This window comes from Flintibacter sp. (assembly GCF_046973065.1).
Window position 1 is genome coordinate 16,161 of sequence record NZ_JBKVXZ010000035.1, and the last position, 18,411, is coordinate 34,571.

The 18,411-nt window shown below is 61.3% G+C and carries 18 protein-coding genes; 8 read left to right on the forward strand and 10 right to left on the reverse strand.

Annotated features, from left to right (window positions below):
• Positions 1 to 300: 300 nt before the first annotated feature.
• The 3 genes from rpe (at position 301) to ACLTXB_RS12425 (ending at position 2,392) form a co-directional block, all read left to right on the forward strand.
• A complete protein-coding gene (gene rpe, locus ACLTXB_RS12415; RefSeq protein ID WP_302668744.1) occupies positions 301 to 945 on the forward strand; it encodes a ribulose-phosphate 3-epimerase in 645 nt (214 codons plus the stop codon).
• A gap of 87 nt (positions 946 to 1,032) precedes the next feature.
• Positions 1,033 to 1,635: a recombination mediator RecR gene (recR, locus tag ACLTXB_RS12420; protein WP_008982413.1), complete on the forward strand. Its 603-nt coding sequence runs from the start codon at positions 1,033 to 1,035 to the stop codon at positions 1,633 to 1,635.
• A 19-nt stretch (positions 1,636 to 1,654) separates the two neighbouring features.
• The gene (locus ACLTXB_RS12425) at positions 1,655 to 2,392 is read left to right on the forward strand and encodes a hypothetical protein (protein ID WP_428227231.1); all 738 of its coding nucleotides are present in this window, start codon (positions 1,655 to 1,657) and stop codon (positions 2,390 to 2,392) included.
• Positions 2,393 to 2,434: 42 nt separating this feature from the next.
• Here ACLTXB_RS12425 and sfsA read toward each other — a convergent pair whose 3' ends face one another.
• Entirely contained in the window at positions 2,435 to 3,115 is a 681-nt protein-coding gene (gene sfsA, locus ACLTXB_RS12430; protein ID WP_428227232.1) for a DNA/RNA nuclease SfsA, read from the reverse strand.
• Between the two features lie 140 nt (positions 3,116 to 3,255).
• Here sfsA and ACLTXB_RS12435 point away from each other — a divergent pair, with 140 nt between their 5' ends.
• Complete coding sequence (locus ACLTXB_RS12435) at positions 3,256 to 4,059, forward strand: enhanced serine sensitivity protein SseB C-terminal domain-containing protein (RefSeq protein ID WP_428227233.1); 804 nt, start codon at positions 3,256 to 3,258, stop codon at positions 4,057 to 4,059.
• A 30-nt stretch (positions 4,060 to 4,089) separates the two neighbouring features.
• On the opposite strand, the gene ACLTXB_RS12440 is transcribed toward ACLTXB_RS12435, so the two are convergent.
• Complete coding sequence (locus tag ACLTXB_RS12440; RefSeq protein ID WP_008982417.1) at positions 4,090 to 4,302, reverse strand: hypothetical protein; 213 nt, start codon at positions 4,300 to 4,302, stop codon at positions 4,090 to 4,092.
• Between the two features lie 73 nt (positions 4,303 to 4,375).
• Between ACLTXB_RS12440 and ACLTXB_RS12445 the strand changes: the two genes are divergently transcribed.
• The gene (locus tag ACLTXB_RS12445) at positions 4,376 to 5,209 is read left to right on the forward strand and encodes a hypothetical protein (RefSeq protein ID WP_428227234.1); all 834 of its coding nucleotides are present in this window, start codon (positions 4,376 to 4,378) and stop codon (positions 5,207 to 5,209) included.
• Positions 5,210 to 5,263: 54 nt separating this feature from the next.
• Positions 5,264 to 5,422 (forward strand): DUF1540 domain-containing protein, encoded by a 159-nt coding sequence (locus ACLTXB_RS12450; protein ID WP_428227235.1) that lies wholly within the window; start codon positions 5,264 to 5,266, stop codon positions 5,420 to 5,422.
• A 49-nt stretch (positions 5,423 to 5,471) separates the two neighbouring features.
• On the opposite strand, the gene ACLTXB_RS12455 is transcribed toward ACLTXB_RS12450, so the two are convergent.
• The 8 genes from ACLTXB_RS12455 to ACLTXB_RS12490 form a co-directional block, all read right to left on the reverse strand.
• A complete protein-coding gene (locus ACLTXB_RS12455; RefSeq protein WP_008982420.1) occupies positions 5,472 to 6,056 on the reverse strand; it encodes an Rnf-Nqr domain containing protein in 585 nt (194 codons plus the stop codon).
• A gap of 36 nt (positions 6,057 to 6,092) precedes the next feature.
• Positions 6,093 to 7,751: an RnfABCDGE type electron transport complex subunit D gene (locus ACLTXB_RS12460; protein ID WP_298734232.1), complete on the reverse strand. Its 1,659-nt coding sequence runs from the start codon at positions 7,749 to 7,751 to the stop codon at positions 6,093 to 6,095.
• Positions 7,744 to 9,057: an electron transport complex subunit RsxC gene (rsxC, locus tag ACLTXB_RS12465; protein WP_298734235.1), complete on the reverse strand. Its 1,314-nt coding sequence runs from the start codon at positions 9,055 to 9,057 to the stop codon at positions 7,744 to 7,746. Before rsxC ends, ACLTXB_RS12460 begins: the two co-directional genes overlap by 8 nt.
• 43 nt (positions 9,058 to 9,100) lie before the next feature.
• Entirely contained in the window at positions 9,101 to 9,928 is an 828-nt protein-coding gene (locus ACLTXB_RS12470; RefSeq protein ID WP_428227236.1) for a Cof-type HAD-IIB family hydrolase, read from the reverse strand.
• 3 nt (positions 9,929 to 9,931) lie between these two features.
• A complete protein-coding gene (locus ACLTXB_RS12475) occupies positions 9,932 to 11,539 on the reverse strand; it encodes a peptide chain release factor 3 (protein WP_428227237.1) in 1,608 nt (535 codons plus the stop codon).
• A gap of 143 nt (positions 11,540 to 11,682) precedes the next feature.
• Positions 11,683 to 12,804 carry a peptide chain release factor 2 gene (prfB, locus tag ACLTXB_RS12480; protein ID WP_008982426.1) on the reverse strand — a complete coding sequence of 374 codons (1,122 nt, stop codon included), beginning with the start codon at positions 12,802 to 12,804 and terminating at the stop codon, positions 11,683 to 11,685.
• A gap of 607 nt (positions 12,805 to 13,411) precedes the next feature.
• Positions 13,412 to 13,732 (reverse strand): hypothetical protein, encoded by a 321-nt coding sequence (locus tag ACLTXB_RS12485; RefSeq protein WP_428227238.1) that lies wholly within the window; start codon positions 13,730 to 13,732, stop codon positions 13,412 to 13,414.
• Between the two features lie 199 nt (positions 13,733 to 13,931).
• A complete protein-coding gene (locus tag ACLTXB_RS12490) occupies positions 13,932 to 14,618 on the reverse strand; it encodes a response regulator transcription factor (RefSeq protein ID WP_428227239.1) in 687 nt (228 codons plus the stop codon).
• Between the two features lie 116 nt (positions 14,619 to 14,734).
• On the opposite strand from ACLTXB_RS12490, the gene ACLTXB_RS12495 reads away from it, so the two are divergent.
• Positions 14,735 to 16,825 carry an ATP-binding protein gene (locus ACLTXB_RS12495; protein WP_428227240.1) on the forward strand — a complete coding sequence of 697 codons (2,091 nt, stop codon included), beginning with the start codon at positions 14,735 to 14,737 and terminating at the stop codon, positions 16,823 to 16,825.
• Positions 16,826 to 17,004: 179 nt separating this feature from the next.
• The gene (locus ACLTXB_RS12500; protein WP_428227241.1) at positions 17,005 to 18,342 is read left to right on the forward strand and encodes a CitMHS family transporter; all 1,338 of its coding nucleotides are present in this window, start codon (positions 17,005 to 17,007) and stop codon (positions 18,340 to 18,342) included.
• Positions 18,343 to 18,411: the final 69 nt, after the last annotated feature.

Sequence of the window (18,411 nt, forward strand, 5' to 3'; positions counted from 1 at the left end):
GGCCCCGCAGGGCGGCATCCCCAGAGGCAAAGCGAAGCTTTGCACAAAGTTCTTTGCCGCGCTTTCTTTTCAAGAAAGCGCGAGGCCGCCCGACGGGACACAAGGTCCCATCGGGCGGGTATTCAAAAGCGGCGGGCCGCCGGGCCGGGGAGGTCCGGCAGTGGGGCCGTGGGCACGGCCTGGGGCGAGTATAGCAGCCCGGCGGCGCCCCGGGAGGACGGCCGCCCTCCCTCTCCGCCTGTCATCCTATGCAGCGGGTTCCTGTCCGGTCCCGCCAGTATTTGAAAGTGAGGAATCGTCATGATCAAGATCGCCCCCTCTATTCTCTCCGCCGATTTTGTCAACCTGGAACGGGACATTAAAAAGGTGTCCTCCGCCGATTACCTCCACGTGGACGTGATGGACGGCTGCTTTGTGCCCAACATCACCATCGGCGTCCCGGTGGTCAAGTCCATCCGCAAGTGCACCGACATGTTCCTGGATGTGCACCTGATGATCGACAAGCCCCTGCGCTACATCGAGGACTTTGCCAAGGCGGGGGCCGACCTGCTGTCCATCCATCTGGAGGCCGACCACCCCACCCGCATCGCCGAGGCTCTCAAGGTCATGGGTGAGTGCGGCGTGAAGAAGGCGGTGGCCCTGCGGCCCATCACCTCGGCCAATGCCATCCTGCCCTACATCGAGGAGCTGGACATGGTGCTGGTGATGACGGTGGAGCCCGGCTTCGGCGGCCAGGCCTTTATGGAGTCCCAGCTGGACACCATCCGCCAGGTGCGCGCCATTATTGAGAAGTACAACCCGGCCTGTGAGCTGGAGGTGGACGGCGGCATCGCCCCCAAGACCGCGCCCCTGGTGGTGGAGGCGGGCGCCAACGTGCTGGTGGCCGGCTCCGCCGTGTACGGCAAGGAGGACATCCCCGCCGCCATTGCCGCTCTTCGCGTATAAATGGGTTGATTTAGGGGAAAACGAAGTTTTTCCCAAGTTCTTTTCGTCCTTTTCTTTTTCGAACAGGACAAGGAGGTTTTTTCTATTATGCAGTACTTCCCCCCCGCTCTGGAAAATCTGGTGGAGCAGTTTGCCAAGCTGCCCGGTGTGGGCGTGAAATCGGCCCAGCGGCTGGCCTTCCACGTGCTGTCCATGCCTGAGGATGAGGCGGCCGCCTTTGCCCAGGCCATCCTGACGGCCAAATCCACCATCCACTGCTGCCCGGTGTGCCAGAACCTGACCCAGGGCGAGGGACCCTGCTCCATCTGCTCCAGTCCCCGGCGGGACGCCTCCACCATCTGCGTGGTGGCCGACCCCAAGGACGTGGTGGCCATGGAGCGCTCCCGGGAGTACCAGGGGCTCTACCACGTGCTCCACGGGGTCATCTCCCCCATGAACCACGTGGGACCCGACGACCTGCATATCAAATCCCTGGTGGAACGGGTGTCCGCCGGGGGTGTGGACGAGGTCATCATGGCCACCAACCCCGACACCGAGGGGGAGGCCACCGCTATGTACCTGTCCCGGCTGCTGCGTCCCTTTGGCGTGAAGGTGACACGGCTGGCCTACGGCATCCCGGTGGGCAGCCACCTGGAGTATGCCGACGACGCCACCCTCATGAGGGCTCTGGAGGGGCGGCGGGAAATGTGAGAGAGAAGAAGGAATTTTCGTGCGAGCACTCCCGAAACCGACTAAACTGACCGTCCGGTATCTGCGGTCGGTGACCTTTCGACTGGCCGTCTTTCTGTTTGTGGCGGCCCTGTTCCTGTGGGCTCCGGATTGGCTGGATTTCACCGCCGGAAAGCCCTTGACCGTACCCCTTGTGCTGCTGTGGCTGGCGGTGGCGTGCTCCATGCTGGCCCAGCTCAACCCCAAAAGCGCTCTGACCGCCGGGTGCATGAAGCAGTACCCCAACCGCTTTGAGCCCGTGGCCAACTACTCCCGCCAATCCCTCAAGGAGGCGGTGCGGCAGCAGAACCGGGGGGCGCTGAAGGTAGCCGCGGTGTGGCTGACGGGCAACCTGGTGTTTGGAATCCTCTACTGGCGCAGGACCATCGGCGTAGCGGAGCTGGTGCTGCTGTGCGCCTTTTACTACCTCAGCGACCTCATCTGCGTGCTGTTTTTCTGCCCCTTCCAGACCTTTTTGATGGGCAACCGGTGCTGCGTCAACTGCCGCATCTTTGCCTGGGGGTCCTGGATGATGGCCACCCCCATGGCCTTTATTCCCCACTGGTTCTCCTGGAGCCTGGTGGGATTGGGGCTGGTGGTGCTGGTGGTGTGGGAGGTGCGGTTTCGCCGCTACCCGGAGCGGTTCTGGTTCGGCTCCAACAAGCTGCTCCAGTGTGCCCACTGCCAGGAACAGCTGTGCCGGTATAAATTTCCGCGTTCTCCCCGCTTTCGCGGGTAAACAATAAGGTGGAACAGCGTTGGCTGTTCCACCTTATTGTTTTCACAATCGGATGGGTACCGACTTTCCCATAGTCAGCGACTGGGGCGTAACGGCACAGTCCATGGCCAGGATTTCCACCCCTGCCTGGGCCGCCCGGCGCAGGGCCTGCCCAAACTCGGGATGGGTCTCATCGTTGGGGGCAAACCAGCGCACGTTTTCCATTTGGATAACAAAGCACACCGCCGCCTCGTAGCCCGCCTCCCGGGCCTTCGCCAGCTCGTCCAGATGCTTCACCCCGCGCAGGGTGGGGGCGTCAGGGAAGCGGACCACGCCGTCTTCCTCCAGGGTGACCCCCTTTACCTCCACAAAACCTCGGCTTTTTGATGACTCCCAGTAAAAATCAAACCGGGAACTCCCATATGTAGTCTCTGGCCGCAGCGACGTCAGCCCCTCCCGGAAGCCCCCTGCCGCTGCCCACTCCCCAAACACCTTGTTGGGGGCCTGGGCGTCCATGTTGATAAGCCGGTCCCCTTTCTCCACCGCAATGAGGTCAAATTTGGTCTTGCGGGACGGATTTGGGCTCTCCTCCAGCCAGACGGTGGCTCCGGGTACCAGTAGTTCCCGGCAGCGCCCGGTATTTTTTACGTGGCAAACAAGCTCCTCGCCCTCCGCTTCCACCCGGGCTACAAAGCGGTTGGGCCGGGAGAGAAAGCGGGCCGGGAGGATTTTACCATACTGCATCTTGTGTTCCTCCGCCGTTTTCTGGTATGATATAAGATAAGCGTCCGGTCAAAGCGAGGGCCGGACCCAAATTGAGTATAACCCAGGACCGCCGCCGGGGCAAGTCCCCGGGAACGGTCGGGATAGGAGGAAGCTGTATTATGCCCGAAGCAAAAAAGCCTGCCATCGATCTGCAGAAGATTTCCAACCCCCAGCTTGTGGAGGCTCTGGCCACCCTCCACAAAGAGAATACCCCCCTCAATCAGGGTAAGGTGCTGGACCTGGTGCTCCACCACGCATCCTTCCTGGCCCCGGTGATTTTGGCTCCTGTGCCCAAGGGAAGCAATGTGCCTCCCCAGCTCCAGGGCAAGACCGCCATCCAGTTCCAGCTCATCACCACCAAGGACGGCCGCCCCTTCTTCCCCGCCTTTACCGACTGGGAGGAGCTGCGCAAGTTCAGCAAGCTCAAGGAGCAGCGGGTGGTCATGCTCCGCTTTGATAACTACGCCGAGATGGTCCTTAAGGACGACCGCACCGCCGGCATGGTGATCAATCCTCTGGGCCTGAGCCTCACCCTGGACCGCAAGAGCCTGGAGAACATGGCCAAGAAGAAGGCCGAGCTGGCCCGCGGCTATGCCGAGGAGCAGGTGGAGAAGGACACCCAGGTGATGGTGGGCGACCCGGAGGAGGAGCCTGAGGAGCTGCTGGACGCGGTGTGCGAGCTGGCCGAGAAGCGGGAAGAGATCCAGCGCCTGTGGCTGCGGGAGATGGTGCGCCAGGACGGCATGAAGCGCTATATCATCGTGGTGGACCACACCGGCGAGCAGGCTGAGGTCTTCCAGGCCATTGCCCAGGCCGCCGCGCCCCACTTCGGCAAGCTGCCGGTGGATATGATCCCCTACGGCACCGGCTTTGCCGACGCCGCCACCGAGGACGCCATGCCCTTCTACGTCCGGGGAGAATAAAAAAGGACCGCAAGTGCGGTCCAGAGAATGTTACAGGGCGCCCAGCTCCCGGATGGTGTCCTGAATGGTCTTTTGGGGCAGATAGACGGCCGCCATTTCGCTCAGCTGAGCCAGCGTGAGAGAGCCGGCCGCCTTGGCCATGGGGTGCTTGAGATAGGGGCCGAACCGGCGCTGAAGCACTGCCTTGGCCTTGGGGTCGGCCATGAGCTGGGAGAGCGTGATCTGATTGCGCTTGAGATCCATATATGTTCACCTCTTCCTCATCTTATGCGCCCCGGGGAAAAAGGTTCGTCGCTTGTTAGCAAGGAGGTCCATCATGGGACGCAAGAAAAAATCCAACTTTTTGGTCTCCGCCCACCGCACCCTGCGAAAAAAGAGTGTGGTGGCCGCAGTGTACATCGTGCTGCGGCTGCTGGTGATTCTGGTAATGGTGGCACAGTTCTTCAACGGCAACTTTGAAAACGTCTTTCTGTGTATACTGACGCTGATTCTCTTTCTGCTGCCCACCATTTTTGAAAAGAGCCTGCAAATTGACCTGCCCAACGCGTTGGAGATCATTATTTTGCTGTTTATCTTCGCCGCGGAAATTTTGGGCGAGATCCGGGCCTTTTACACCACCTTCGCCTACTGGGACACCATGCTGCACACCATCAACGGCTTCCTGTGCGCCGCCATCGGCTTCTCCCTGGTGGATATGTGCAACCGCCACAAGCGGGTCTCTCTGTCCCTCTCTCCGGTGTACATGGCCATCGTGGCCTTCTGCTTCTCCATGACCATCGGCGTGCTGTGGGAGTTTTTTGAGTGTACCATGGACCAGTTCTTCCTGCTGGACATGCAGAAGGACACGGTGGTGAACGTTATCGCCTCAGTGAACCTGGACCCCACCGGCGGCAACACCCCGGTGGCCATCAAGGGCATTACCGATGTGATCGTGGTGTGCGGGGATGAGCAGATCCCTCTGGGTGTGGGAGGCTATCTGGATATCGGCATCCTGGACACCATGAAGGACCTGTGGGTCAACTTCATCGGCGCGGTGGTCTTTTCCATTCTGGGCTATTTTTACGTAAAGAGCCGGGGCAAGGGCTGGTTTGCCCGCAACTTTATCCCCCAGGTGCTGCCCGAGGACGAAACTTCCAACCCTCAGGAATAACCCGCGGAAAAGAGTGCATACTAACCTCATCCACTGTGAGGAGGTTTTATAACAATGGATCAGAACAACAATCACATTCACTGCACCGTGGACAGCTGTGTCCACCATTCCCCCCAGAACGCCTGCTCTCTCAACCAGATCCGCGTGGGCTGCTGTGAGGGCAACCCCACCAGCTGCAAGGGCACCGAGTGCGACTCCTTCCAGCTGAAGTAAAAACCCATAAAAAAGGGCCCGTCCAATCGGACGGGCCTTTTTATGTTGTTTACGCCAGATGCAGGCCGTAGAATCCAACCAGAGACAGGGCCATAAGCCCCGCGGTGATGAGCTCCAGCGGTGCGCCCCGGAAGCTCTTGGGACAGCCGTCTACGTTCAGGTCCAGACGCAGTCCGGCAAAGCTGATCAGGGCGATGGTGGCGCCCAGACCGCCAAACAGGGCGAAGAGCAGAGCGGCGCCCAGGTTGTACCCCCGCTGGGAGATAATGAGGGCCGCGCCCATGGCGGCGCAGTTGGAGGTGATGGAGGACAGGCTCTCATCCAGGCGGCGGGACAGCTCGGGCACGCAGGAGTGCAGGAAGCTGCGCAGAGCCCACACCACCAGCGGGCCTACCAGAGCAAACACCAGGGTCTGGTAGTAGTCCAGAGCAAAGTGGTACAGCAGCTGGTCGGCCACCCAGGTGACCAGGGCGGTGAGGGTCATCACCGCCGTCAGGGCCGCGCCGGTGCGGCCCGCCTCCAGGGGGTGGTCAAAGGCCTGGGTGCGGGTTCCAATGCCCAGACAGTTGACCAGAATAAAGTTTTCCGACAGCAGGGCGGCCAGAGCCACCCCTGCCAGGTATACAGCGGTCATAGGACTGCCTCCTTCCATTTCCGGGGGAATAAGGACTTACACTTCGCCGTCCACATATTCCACACCCTCCGTATCCAGATTGGCCACAATGGACAGGGCCTGGTTGACGCAGTCGGTGACCGCGTTGCAGGTGGCGGTGGCGCCGGAGATGGTATCTACGGCGTTGCTGCCCGAGGAGCGGATGGTGCCCGACTTGCCCTTGTACTGATCCAGATAGTCGCTCTCCAGGGCCTGAGTACCGGTGCTGAGGGTCTCGTTGTGGCTGGTGATGGCCACGCCGGTGACCTCGCCGTTGGTGTTCACGCCCACCACCGCGGTCATCAGACCGCCGAAGCCGTGGGCCTGGACCTCCACGCAGTAGCCCACCAGGCCGTCATTGTTGTAGCCGGCGGTGATGCTCAGGGCGCCGGAGGCGCGGAAGGGAGTTTCCGTGCGGGTGGTGGCCTGGGGCATCACCTGGGACAGCAGCTCCTGCTGGAGCTTGGTCTCGGTGCGCACGGTGGCAAAGTCGGTGAGCTGGTGTACCCCAAAGACCATGCCGGCCATCAGGGCCACGGCCACAGCCAGCACGCCCCACTGGCGCACCTTCAGGCGCAGCTCGTCCAGGTACCCTTCGCCGGGCATGGTGCCCTCTCCCGCCCGGGAGAGCAGCCGCAGCTGGGGCTTGACAAATTTGATCTCGGCCAGGCTGGCACGCACCTGGGTGATCTGTTCCCGGGTGGCGGCAAACCGGCCCACGCCAAAGCGCCGGGGCATGCCGGTGCGGTCCAGCAGCCATACGCAGCAGTTCATGGTGAGGATGGCCCAGCCCACTCCGTCAGGATAGGAGCCAAAGTAGCGCAGCAGCACGGTGAGAAGGCCGCACCCCACGCCAAACAGGACCTGGCCGCGGGGGGGGACGGGGGTGGTGGAGTAGTCAGAGGCCATAAAGATGGCGCCCAGCATCAGCCCGCCGCTGAAGAGCTGGGCCAGCATCCAGGCCACACGGCCGCCGTCTCCCTGGGGAAACAGGAAGGTGAGCAGAGCCACGGTGGCAAGGAAGGCCAGAGGCGCCCGGGGCTGGATGACCCGGCGGGCCACTAAGTAAAGGCCGCCCAGAATCAGCATCATCACCGCCACGCTGCCCATGGCGCCTCCGTGCTGGCCCATCAGCAGCTGACCCACGCTCTGGGGGGGCAGCTGGCCGTTGTGGAGGTAGGACATGGGGGTGGCGGAGGTCACCGCGTCGGCGGTGGACAGCAGGCCGGGGTGCTGGAAGGCGTCCACCCAGTTGGTCATGATACCGGGGAAGGTGGTCAGCAGCATCCGCCCGGCCAGGGCGGGGTTCATGAAGTTGCGGCCCAGGCCGCCGTAGAGCTGCTTGACCACTACAATGGCAAACACGCCGCCCAGCACCGGCGCCCAGTAGGGAGCGGTGACAGGCAGAGTCATGGCCAGCAGCAGTCCGGTGACGCAGGCGGACAGGTCCTGGGTAGTGTCGGGGAGCTTCCGCAGACGGCGGTAGACGTACTCAGATACCACGCAGGTGATGACGCTCACCGCCGTCAGAGCCAGTACCCGGATGCCGAACAGGTATACCGCCATGCCCAGGGCGGGCAGCAGGGCCACGATCACGTCCAGCATGGTGCTGGAGATGCTGGACACCTGAGCGATCTGGGGAGGCTGGCGGCGGATGACAGGTCTGGAATCAGTCATGGGATGCACCTTCTTTCTTGGCCTGGCGCATCAGGTCCATCAGGGGAATGTGGGAGGGGCAGATGTAGGAGCAGCACCCGCAGTCCATACAGTCCTCCAGGTGCAGGTTGTCCAGCAGCTCCTTCTCCCCCAGGCGCATGGCCCGGTAGACCAGAACGGGGTTTAAGTCCATGGGACAGGCGGAGACGCAGTGGCCGCACTTGACGCACACCATCTCCGGCTGGTTGACGTTGTGTTCCTGGGCCGTGAGGCACAGCAGGGCGTTGGTATTCTTCACCACCGGGGCATCCAGGTTTTCCTGGATCATGCCATTCATGGGGCCGCCGGTAAGGGTGATGGCCGCCTCCTCCCGCAGGCCGCCCGCCGCCTGGAGCAGGCAGCGCAGCGGGGTACCGATGGGTACCCACAGGTTTCGGGGCCGGGCCACCGCGCCGCCGCTGACGGTCACCGCCCGGTGGGTCAGAGGCTCGCCGGTGAGCAGGGCGTGGCGGATGGCGTACACGGTGGCTACGTTAAAGACCGCGCAGCCCACATCCAGGGCGGACTGTCCCGGAGACACCTCCCGGCCGGTGACGGCGCGGATGAGCTGCTTTTCCATCCCTAAGGGGTAGCGGGTTTGGATGGTGACCAGTTCCACCTCCCGCTTTTTCCGGCGCAGGCGGCGCTCCAGAAATTCCACGGCGTTGAGCTTGTCTCCCGCCACCACCAGGATGGCCTTCTCGGCCCGCACCAGGCGGCTGAGCATCTGCACAGCCTGGAGGATCTGGTCGCCCTTCTCCAGCAGCAGGCGGTGGTCGGCGGTGAGGTAGGGTTCGCACTCGGCGGCGTTGACAATGAGGACCTCCGTCTTGCCCACCGCCTGGCGGATGCGCAGGTGGGTGGGGCTGGCGCCGCCGCCCAGGCTGGTGATGCCCGCCTGGCAGATGCGCTGGAGAGCCTCCTCCCGGTTCATCCGCTCCCAGTCCATGGGCAGGGGCAGGTCGGGATAGGGGGTGTTCTTGAAGTCATTTTCAATGACTACCGCGTCCCACTTGCCTCCCCAGGGGTGGGGACGGGGCTCAATGGCCTTCACCCGCCCGGACACGCTGGCGTGGACGTATACCCCGTCGCCGGTGGGCTTGGCGATGACCTGGCCCACAGTGACCAGGTCGCCTTTTTTCACCACCGGCTCCGCGCCGCCCTCCGCGCACATCACCAGAGGGATGACCACCTCTTTGGGCGGCTCCTCCAGGGGCACGATGGGCTTGCGCCGGGTGCTTTCCTTATGGGAGGTGGGGTGTACCCCGCCTAAAAATCGAGTTCTCATAGCTTGCCTCCATAGCCCCGCAAGGGGCGAGTCTGGCGTATCGTTATTGAGGGAACCACTGCTCCAGGATCTGGGCCACGCCGTTCTCCCGGTTGGAGGGGGCGACGAGGTCAGCGCACTGGAGCACATCCGGAGCGGCGTTGGCCATGGCCACGCCCACTCCGGCCTTCTGGATCATAGTCAGGTCGTTGGTACCGTCGCCAAAGGCCGCGGCCTCCAGCAGGTCCAGTCCCAGATGGCGGCACAGGGCCTCCAGCGCGTCCCCCTTGGTGGCTCCGGGTGCGTTGAGCTCCAGATTGGTGGGCAGGGAGATGGACTGGATGAGCTGGGGGAACTGCTCCGAGAGGAGCTTCATGGCCTGGGGCCGCAGCGCCAGGTCGGGGAAAAAGGACTGCATCTTCTGCACCGTGTCGCCGCCCTGGGCCATGGCGGCGGGCAGATCGTCCACCGGCAGGCGGTTGGGACCGATGATCATGCGCACCACCGGGTCGGGGATATAGTGCTCCAGGTGGTCCAGGAACTTTCGGGGCATGATGCCCTTGTCGTTCTGGTAGCAGTCCACGGTGCAGCCCAGACCCTCCAGCAGGCGGTAGACCGCCTGGGCGGTGTCCAGGGGGATTTCGGCCCGGTAGAGGACCGTGTCGGTTTCCCGGTCATACACCTTGGCCCCGTTCATCAAAATAAAGTAGCGCAGGAAGGGCAGCTCCTTCAAAAAGTCGGGCACGCCCCCGAAAAACCGGCCGGTGGCGATGACCACCTGGGCGCCGGACGCAGCGGAGCGCTCCAGGGCGGCGCGGCTGCGGGGGGTGAGATGCTTTTTCTCGTCGAGCAGGGTGCCGTCCAGGTCGGCGAGGATCAACTTGGGCGCCATGGCTTAAAACCTCGCGCCGCCGAACTCGGCCAGCTTCAGGTTCTTGTTCCGGTCCTGCACCCACTGGATGGACCACTGGGAGGCGAACAGCAGCAGCTGGTTGCCCTTGTAGTCCTCCACCAGCTTGGCGTCGTTGGGCAGCAGCAGGTCCTCCTCCTTGAGGGGCTGGGCGTCCTCGTCCTCCTTCACGATCCAACGCAGGTACTCGTAGGGCAGGCCCTCCTTGTACAGCTCCACGTTGTACTCGCTGCGCAGGCGGTACTCCAGCACGTCAAACTGCAGGGTGCCCACCACGCCCACAATGACCTCCTCCATGCCGGTGTAGGGGGTCTTGAAGATCTGGATAGCGCCCTCCTGGGCGATCTGCTCCACGCCCTTGAGGAACTGCTTGCGCTTCATGGTGTCGATGGAGCGGATGCGCTGGAAGTGCTCGGGAGCAAAGGTGGGGATGGGGTCGAACTTGAACTTCTTGCTGGGGGAGCACAGGGTATCGCCGATGGAGAAGATGCCCGGGTCAAACACGCCGATGATGTCGCCGGCGTAGGCCTCCTCGATGATCTCCCGCTCGGCCGCCATGAGCTGCTGGGGCCGGGACAGGCGGAGCTTCTTGCCGCCCTGGACGTGGTACACCTCCTTATCCGCGTCGAAGCGGCCGGAGACGATGCGCATAAAGGCGATGCGGTCCCGGTGGGCCTTGTTCATGTTGGCCTGGATCTTGAACACGAAGGCGGAGAAGTCGTCGTCCAGGGAGTCCACCACCAGCTCGCCCGCCCGCCGGGGCAGGGGGGCGGTGGTCATCTGGAGGAAGTGCTCCAGAAAGGGCTCCACGCCGAAGTTGGTGAGGGCGGAGCCGAAAAACACCGGGGAGAGCTTGCCGTGGCGCACCCGGTCCAGATCAAACGCGGCGGCCGCGCCGTCCAGCAGCTCGATCTCGTCGGTGAGCTGCTGGTGGAGCCGCTCGCCGATCAGTCCGTCCAGGTTGGGATCGCCCAGCTCCACCTCGGTGGCGGTGGCCGCCTTGGCTCCGCCGTTGGAGGTGAAGTGGATAATCTTGCGGCTGCCCCGGTCATATACGCCCTGGAAGTCCTTGCCGCAGCCGATGGGCCAGTTCACCGGGTAGGTCTCGATGCCCAGCTCCTTCTCCAGCTCCTCCAGCAGCTCGAAGGAGTCCCGCGCCTCCCGATCCATCTTGTTGATAAAGGTGAAGATGGGGATGTCCCGCATGGCGCACACCTTGAACAGCTTGCGGGTCTGGGCCTCCACGCCCTTGGCCGCATCAATGACCATCACCGCGCTGTCCGCGGCCATGAGGGTGCGGTAGGTGTCCTCGGAGAAGTCCTGGTGGCCGGGGGTGTCCAGAATGTTGATGCAGAAGCCCTCGTACTGGAACTGCATCACGGAAGAGGTGACGGAAATACCGCGCTGCTTCTCGATCTCCATCCAGTCGGAGGTGGCGGCGCGGGTGTTCTTCTTGCCCTTGACCTGGCCGGCCTGGGCGATGGCTCCGCCGTAGAGGAGGAACTTCTCGGTGAGGGTGGTCTTACCGGCGTCAGGGTGAGAAATGATAGCAAAGGTTCTTCTGCGCTTGATTTCAGACTCGTATTGTGACATATCAAAACCTCCGATGGAAGGAATGGGGGAAAACCTGCATATAAACAAGTTATTTTACCATATTCCGCACCTTCACACAAGGGGGCGGAAATACAAAAAAGCCTGAAACAGCGGGGCTGTTCCAGGCATTTTTTCAAAAATCGTTATTTTTCCGCCCAGTTTCCGGTGGCCTCGGCGGTGAGATAGGCGTTGATGAAGCCGTCCAGCTCACCGTCCATCACGGCGCCGATGTTGCTGGTCTCGTAGGCGGTGCGGTTGTCCTTCACCAGCTGATAGGGCATGAAGACATAGGAGCGGATCTGGCTGCCCCACTCGATCTTCAGCTGCACGCCCTTCAGGTCGGAGATCTTCTCCGCCTTCTCCTGCATCTGCAGTTCCACCAGCTTGGCACGCAGCATCTTCATACAGTTGTCCTTGTTCTGGAACTGGGAGCGCTCCTGCTGGGAGGCGACCACGATGCCGGTGGGCTTATGGATCAGACGTACGGCGGAGGAGGTCTTGTTAACGTGCTGGCCGCCGGCGCCGCTGGCGCGGTAGACCTGCATCTCGATGTCCTCAGGGCGGATCTCCACCTCCACGTCCTCGGGCAGGTCGGGCATGACCTCCACGGAAGCGAAGGAGGTCTGGCGGCGGGCGTTGGCGTCAAAGGGAGACACGCGAACCAGACGGTGCACGCCGTGCTCACCCCGCAGGTAGCCGTAGGCGTTCTCGCCCTCGATCATAATGGTGGCCGACTTGATGCCCGCCTCGTCGCCGTCCTGATAGTCCATGATCTGGTAGGTAAAGCCGTGGCGCTCGGTCCAGCGGGTGTACATACGGTAGAGCATCTGGGCCCAGTCCTGGGCCTCGGTGCCGCCGGCGCCGGGGTGGATGGTCAGGATGACGTTGGAGCTGTCGTACTCGCCGGTGAGCAGGGTCTGCAGCCGGGCCTCCTCCATCTCCTCTTCCAGGGCGGCGTAGCCCTCTTCTAGCTCGGGGACCAGAGACTCGTCCTCAAACTCGTTGCCCATCTCGCACAGGGCCATCAGGTCGTCCCAGTGCTGCTTGCGCTTATGGTGCTTGTCCACCTTGGTCTGGAGGGTCTTGATGCGCTGTTGCACCTTCTGGGCCTTCTCCAGGTTGTTCCAGAATCCGTCGGCGGCCGACTCGGCCTGGAGCATATCCAGCTCCCGCTCGGCGCTCTCCAGGTCCAGGGCCTGGCCCAGCTTCTCCAAGGTGGGGGCCAGATTGTTCAGCTTGACTTTGTACTCGTCGAATTGAAGCATAGGGTCCTCACTCTCTTTAACAAAAATAAACTTCCCGGTGGGGAAACATGAAAATTCAGCTAAAATATTATATCTGACGCGGGAAGAAAAGTAAACCCCCGCAGGAAAAATTGGGGATTTTCATAATGGAGAGAATGGAAAAGGCCCTCCTGCAAGGAGTTCCGACGCCCGGTGGCGGCGGAATAAATTGAAATTGGTTTTTTCCGGGGACCGGCGCCTCGGAAAAAACACTTCTCGCGCAAGTTTGGCCGACTTTTCCATGAGAAATTGAGGCCGAACTTGCGTGCAATCCTGATTCAAACAAGGCGCTTTGCGGCTTGTTTGAGGAAAAGGCGGTCTCCGTATAGGAGACCGCCCTCAGCGATCGCTGATGAGCCACACCTCGCCCTGGAAAATCAGGTCATCCAGATCCTTGGGCGCGGGGACGGGGATCTGAGGATAGGGATGAGTATTATACATGGCGGTTTCTTCCATTTTTGTTCGCCTCCTTGGGTAACGTTGTCCGGCGCTTGCCGGCATACAGACCAGTATATGCCGGGCAGGGCGCAATATGTGCCGGATTTTGTACACCCAAGGAACTAAAATTTTCCAGCGCTTAAATTGCAATTCAGGGGTCAGCGTGGGATTGGATGCTGTGGACCTCGCCTTGATGGGTCACGATGCTCTGGTGTCGCTCGCAGTTTATTTGATCCCCAACATGAACCCGGTCGTAGTCCTCTTGGCTGCAGGACAGCGTAAATTGCTGCTGTGTGGCCTCCTCAATGACGATATAGTTTTCTGTTCCGGATTCAAACTTATCCATGACTGTGACCTCTCCCGCCATTGCATAGTAGCTGGCTTGGACCTGGTGCACCCGATAGGCAGCATAGCACCCGCCGACCACCACCACAAGCGCGGCGGCCAAAAGAAGTTTTTTATATAATTTCATTGCCATGACTCCTTTCCATGAGAATCGATCCCTTTGTACCCTACTATTTGGTTAGACGCAAAAGAATCCGGTTGGTTTTTTCAATCTGCAATTTTGCGCAAAAAGAAAGGAAACCGGAATGTTCCAGTTTCCTTTTTAAAAAATGCGGGGCTTTGAAGCCCCGCATATGGTATAATCTCTATGTTGTGATGGGCAGATGTCAGGGCACAAAGCGGTAGCCCAGCCCCCGCACCGTGCGGATGTGGACGGGATGCTGGCGGTCGGGTTCGATCTTGCCCCGCAGGCGGTTGATGTAGACCATGATGGCGTTGTCATCCACCGCCACCGCCGTGCCCCACACCCGCTCGTAGAGCATGTCCTTAGTGAATACCTGGTTGGGGTGCTGGAGGAACAAAAGCAGCAGGGCGCCCTCCCGGGAGGACAGGTCCAATACCTCCTCCCCCTTGAAAAAGCGCATAGTGGCGCCGTCATAGCGGAAGGGGCCGCAGCGCAGCTGCTGGGAAGCGGCAGAGGAAAATTCCCGGCTGCGCCGCAGCAGAGCCTTCACCTTGGCTCCCAGCACCACCGGGCGGAAGGGCTTTGTGACATAGTCGTCTGCTCCCAGGGACAGTCCGTAGAGGGAGTCGTAGTCCTCGTTGCGGCCGCTGATGATGATGACCGGGGTCTTGATCCCCCGCTCCCGCAGCCGGCGCAGCACCTCAAAGCCCTCCATGTCCCACAGATTTACGTCCAGCAGAATGATGTCAAAGGTGCGTGTCTCCAGGGCCTGGAGAGCCTGTTCTCCGCTGCCCACCGCCTGGGAATCCATGTCGTTGCTGCGCATCACCTTTTCCAGCAGTTTGCAGATGGCCGGGTCGTCGTCCACAATGAGCACCTGATCCGCCATGTCCTGTCCCCCTTCCAGGCACCTGAGCAAACTGCACAAACGCCCTGTGATTTTTTCTGGAATTATTATAATATCAGGGGGGAAACAAGTCAATTCCCTGGAGAAAGGAAGCCGCTATGAGAGAGAAGAAGCGCAGCCGTCCGGAGATGCGGCCGGTGATGCTGGGTACCGCGGTGGTACTGGTGCTGTTTCTGGCCGGACTGCTGTATCTGGGCGTGGCCACCTGGCTGCAATACAAAAACAGCATCATCGACAAGCAGAAGGAGCAGATGCTGCTTATCACCCAGGCCATCAGTGAAAACCTGGAGCAGTATATCCAGGAGGCCCAGGCGGATTTGGAGAGCCTTTCCCTTGCGGCGGAGAAGCTGGATGACCCCGACCTGGCCGCGGGAGCCAGAGAGCAGCTAAAGACCTATGCCGACAGCCATGAGGGAGCGGTATATGATGTGGTAGTGCTGGGGAAGGATGGCCAGATCACCTTCCGCATCCGGGACAGCCAGGTAGCCCAGGTGTTTGGTTCTACCACCCAGGAGGGCCAGCAGGTGGCCCAGGTGCAGATGGAGGATAAAACGTTGTGCCTGATGCTGGGAGGCCAGCTGTCCCAGGGCGGTCGGCTGTGCCTGCTGATAGACCTGGGGAACTACTATGAAAAGCAGATCGCCCAGCTCCATGTGGGCACCAACGGCTATGTGCTGGTGAAAAACTCCGACGGCGTGATCCTCATGCACCCGGAGGAGAGCCAGCTGGGTATCAATGTCATCTCCGGCCGGGAGGAGCTCTACCCCGGTGTGGACCTCACCAGCCTCAACCAGCTGGTGGAGGCCCAGAACCAGGGGGGCGAGGGGGTCATGGAGTACGAGTCCTACTGGTGGATGGACCCCGACCTGCCCATGGTGCGCAAGGTGGCCGCCTGGTCGCCGGTGCATGTGGGGGACGACTTTCTGGTGGTCAGCGCGGTGATGGATTACAGCGACATGTACGCCCCGGTGGCCCAGGGCTTTATCCGCCTGGCCCTGGTGTTTCTGGCTTTGACGGTGTGCGTCACCGCCATGGTCCTCTATTTGGGCAAGCTGATGCTGGACCGGCAGCGCAGCCAAGCGGAGATTTCCGACCTGCGGGAGATCAATCAGGCCCTGGAGGAGCTGCACCGCAGCGAACAGGCCATTGCTCACCAGCAGCGCCTTCAAATCATGGGCACCATGACCGGAGGTATCGCCCATGAGTTCAACAACCTGCTCACCCCTATTTTGGGCCACGCGGAGCTGATGCTGCTGGACCTGCCCGAGGACTCCGAGCTTTACGACAGCGCCCAGGAGATCGCCCAGGCCGCCGGACACTGTAAGGAGATCATCCAGCAGCTGTCCGCCCTGAGCCGAAAGAATGTGGAGACCGTCTACAAGCGCCCGGACGCCGGAGAGGCCTTTGGCCGGGTGATGCTCAATATGGCGGTCAACGCTGTCCATGCCATTGGACAAAAAGAGGGACATATCGCCATCACCGGACGGGCCTTGGGCAAGGAGGAACTGGAGGAGCGGGGCCTGACACCCCCCTCCCGGCTGTGGGAGCGGTATCTGTGCCTGGATATCCGGGACGACGGCTGCGGCATGAGCAGCGCCACCCTCGCCCAAATCTTCGACCCCTTCTTTACCACAAAAAAGGCGGGACAGGGCACCGGACTGGGCCTGTCTCTGGCTGACCAGATCATCCGCTCCCACAAGGGCAGTATCACCGCTGAGAGCCAGGTGGGCCAGGGCAGCGTCTTCCACATCCTGCTGCCGGTGGCCCAGGCGGAGAGCATCCCCTCCCCCGCTCTGGACGGGGAGCAGCCCACCATCCTGCTGGTAGGGAGCAGCGCCAAGGTGCTCCAAATGCTCTCCGACAGTTTTCGGGCCATGGACGTTCCGGTGGAAACCGCCCGGGACTGGGATGAGGCCGCCGCTGTGCTGGAGCGGGGCGCGGTAGACGTGCTGGCGGCGGACGGCGGCCTGGAGGAGGAGCGGGCTCTGGACTTCTGTCTGTCCTTCCAGGGCAAGTACCCCCGGCTGATGAAGCTCCTGCTGGTGGAGCGTCCCACCCGGGAGGTGCTGGAGGCCAAAAACCGGGGGCTGATCCAAGGCTGGCTGGAAAAGCCGGTGTCGGCGCAGGCCATTCTGGAGGAGGCACACCGGCTCCTGGGGGAGCAGGCAGCCGGCGCAACCACACTTTAAAAGATGTTTTTCTGGGCTGGGGACCTCCCCAGCCCATTTTTTGACCCTTTCTTAACAAACTGTAAGGCCAGCCTTACAGGACTGTAAGCGGAATGCGTGGATGGTGTAAGCTTTCCTCCCTATAATAAAAATCACCAAAACCAAGCGGGAGAAGAAAGAAAAATGAGGAGGAAGTTACAATGAATGAAACCATGCTGGCGCTGTTGGGCTTTGCTACCGTCATCGCCATCATCGTCCTGCTGCTGCGGAATGTCACCGTACCGGCTCTGGCCTTTGTAGGCGTATCCACCGTGACTACCGCGATTCTGGTACTTACCGGAACCTTTACCATCAAAGAGATGGGTGACTTTATTGCCGCAGGCGTCGCTGACGTCCACTCCACGGCTGCCCTGTTCATCTTCTCGGTGCTGTTTTTCGGCATCATGAATGATGTGGGCCTGTTTGACCGGATCATCAATGCCCTGATGAAGAAGGTAGGCACCAATGTGGTAGGCGTGGCCGTGATGACCTGCATCATCGCCATGATCGGCCACCTGGACGGCGGCGGAGCCTCCACCTTCCTGATCACCATCCCCGCCATGCTTCCCGTGTACAAGCGCCTGAAGATGCGCCCCACCACTCTGCTGCTCATCTGCGTGACCGCCATGGGCGTTATGAACCTGCTGCCCTGGGGCGGCCCCACCATGCGCTCCGCCTCCGTGCTGGGCATTGAGGCCAATGACCTGTGGATCCAGCTGATGCCCATGCAGGCGGTTGGTATCGTCATCGCTCTTGTGACCGCTTTTGTCTGGGGCAACATTGAAAAGCGCCGGGGCGCCGGTGTCAACAGCACTCTGGTTATTGACTACGGCGACAGCGACGATACCGGCGTCAGCCAGGAGCAGAAAAACGAGCTGGCCCGTCCCCAGTTCTTCTGGGTCAACCTGATCCTGACCCTGGTGGTCATTCTGGCCCTGGTGTTTGTCAAGATCCCCTCCTACTGCACCTTTATGATCGGCTGCGTCATCGCTCTGTTTGTCAACTACCCCGGCGCCAAGATGCAGAATAAGATCATCAAGTCCCACTCTTCCACCGGTCTGATGATGGCCTCCACCATTCTGGCCGCCGGCGTGTTCCTGGGCGTGCTGGAGCAGAGCGGCATCATGAACCACATGGCCAATGTGCTGGCCTCTTTCATCCCCACTTCCATGGGCCGCTTCCTGCCCATCATCATCGGCGTGCTGTCCGTGCCCCTCACCCTGCTGTTCTGCACCGACTCCTACTTCTACGGCCTGCTGCCCGTGCTCATCAGCGTGGGCGATGCCTTCGGTGTGGATCCCGCTCATACTGCCATCGCCATGGTGGTCTGCCGCAACTGCGCCACCTTCATCAGCCCCGTGGTGCCTGCCACCTTCCTGGGCGTTGGCCTGGCCGGTGTGGAGATCAAGGACCACATCAAAAACAGCTTCTTCTGGATCTGGGGCGTGAGCATCTGCTGCCTCATCTCCGGTCTCCTTTTGGGCGTTATCGTCCTGTAATCCCAGTCCCCCCTACATCGGAACACCGTCTCCGTCCGGAGGCGGTGTTCCCATATATCCATAGAAAGG

Excerpts from the sequence above, each read along its gene's own strand:
- ACLTXB_RS12485 (WP_428227238.1), bottom strand. The coding sequence starts at position 13,732 with ATGAAATTATATAAAAAACTTCTTTTGGCCGCCGCGCTTGTGGTGGTG.
- ACLTXB_RS12495 (WP_428227240.1), top strand. The coding sequence starts at position 14,735 with ATGAGAGAGAAGAAGCGCAGCCGTCCGGAGATGCGGCCGGTGATGCTG.
- prfB (WP_008982426.1), bottom strand. The coding sequence starts at position 12,804 with ATGCTTCAATTCGACGAGTACAAAGTCAAGCTGAACAATCTGGCCCCC.
- rsxC (WP_298734235.1), bottom strand. The coding sequence starts at position 9,057 with ATGAGAACTCGATTTTTAGGCGGGGTACACCCCACCTCCCATAAGGAA.
- rpe (WP_302668744.1), top strand. The coding sequence starts at position 301 with ATGATCAAGATCGCCCCCTCTATTCTCTCCGCCGATTTTGTCAACCTG.
- ACLTXB_RS12455 (WP_008982420.1), bottom strand. The coding sequence starts at position 6,056 with ATGACCGCTGTATACCTGGCAGGGGTGGCTCTGGCCGCCCTGCTGTCG.
- recR (WP_008982413.1), top strand. The coding sequence starts at position 1,033 with ATGCAGTACTTCCCCCCCGCTCTGGAAAATCTGGTGGAGCAGTTTGCC.
- ACLTXB_RS12470 (WP_428227236.1), bottom strand. The coding sequence starts at position 9,928 with ATGGCGCCCAAGTTGATCCTCGCCGACCTGGACGGCACCCTGCTCGAC.
- ACLTXB_RS12440 (WP_008982417.1), bottom strand. The coding sequence starts at position 4,302 with ATGGATCTCAAGCGCAATCAGATCACGCTCTCCCAGCTCATGGCCGAC.
- ACLTXB_RS12435 (WP_428227233.1), top strand. The coding sequence starts at position 3,256 with ATGCCCGAAGCAAAAAAGCCTGCCATCGATCTGCAGAAGATTTCCAAC.
- ACLTXB_RS12500 (WP_428227241.1), top strand. The coding sequence starts at position 17,005 with ATGAATGAAACCATGCTGGCGCTGTTGGGCTTTGCTACCGTCATCGCC.
- ACLTXB_RS12445 (WP_428227234.1), top strand. The coding sequence starts at position 4,376 with ATGGGACGCAAGAAAAAATCCAACTTTTTGGTCTCCGCCCACCGCACC.
- ACLTXB_RS12490 (WP_428227239.1), bottom strand. The coding sequence starts at position 14,618 with ATGGCGGATCAGGTGCTCATTGTGGACGACGACCCGGCCATCTGCAAA.
- ACLTXB_RS12460 (WP_298734232.1), bottom strand. The coding sequence starts at position 7,751 with ATGACTGATTCCAGACCTGTCATCCGCCGCCAGCCTCCCCAGATCGCT.
- ACLTXB_RS12450 (WP_428227235.1), top strand. The coding sequence starts at position 5,264 with ATGGATCAGAACAACAATCACATTCACTGCACCGTGGACAGCTGTGTC.
- ACLTXB_RS12475 (WP_428227237.1), bottom strand. The coding sequence starts at position 11,539 with ATGTCACAATACGAGTCTGAAATCAAGCGCAGAAGAACCTTTGCTATC.
- sfsA (WP_428227232.1), bottom strand. The coding sequence starts at position 3,115 with ATGCAGTATGGTAAAATCCTCCCGGCCCGCTTTCTCTCCCGGCCCAAC.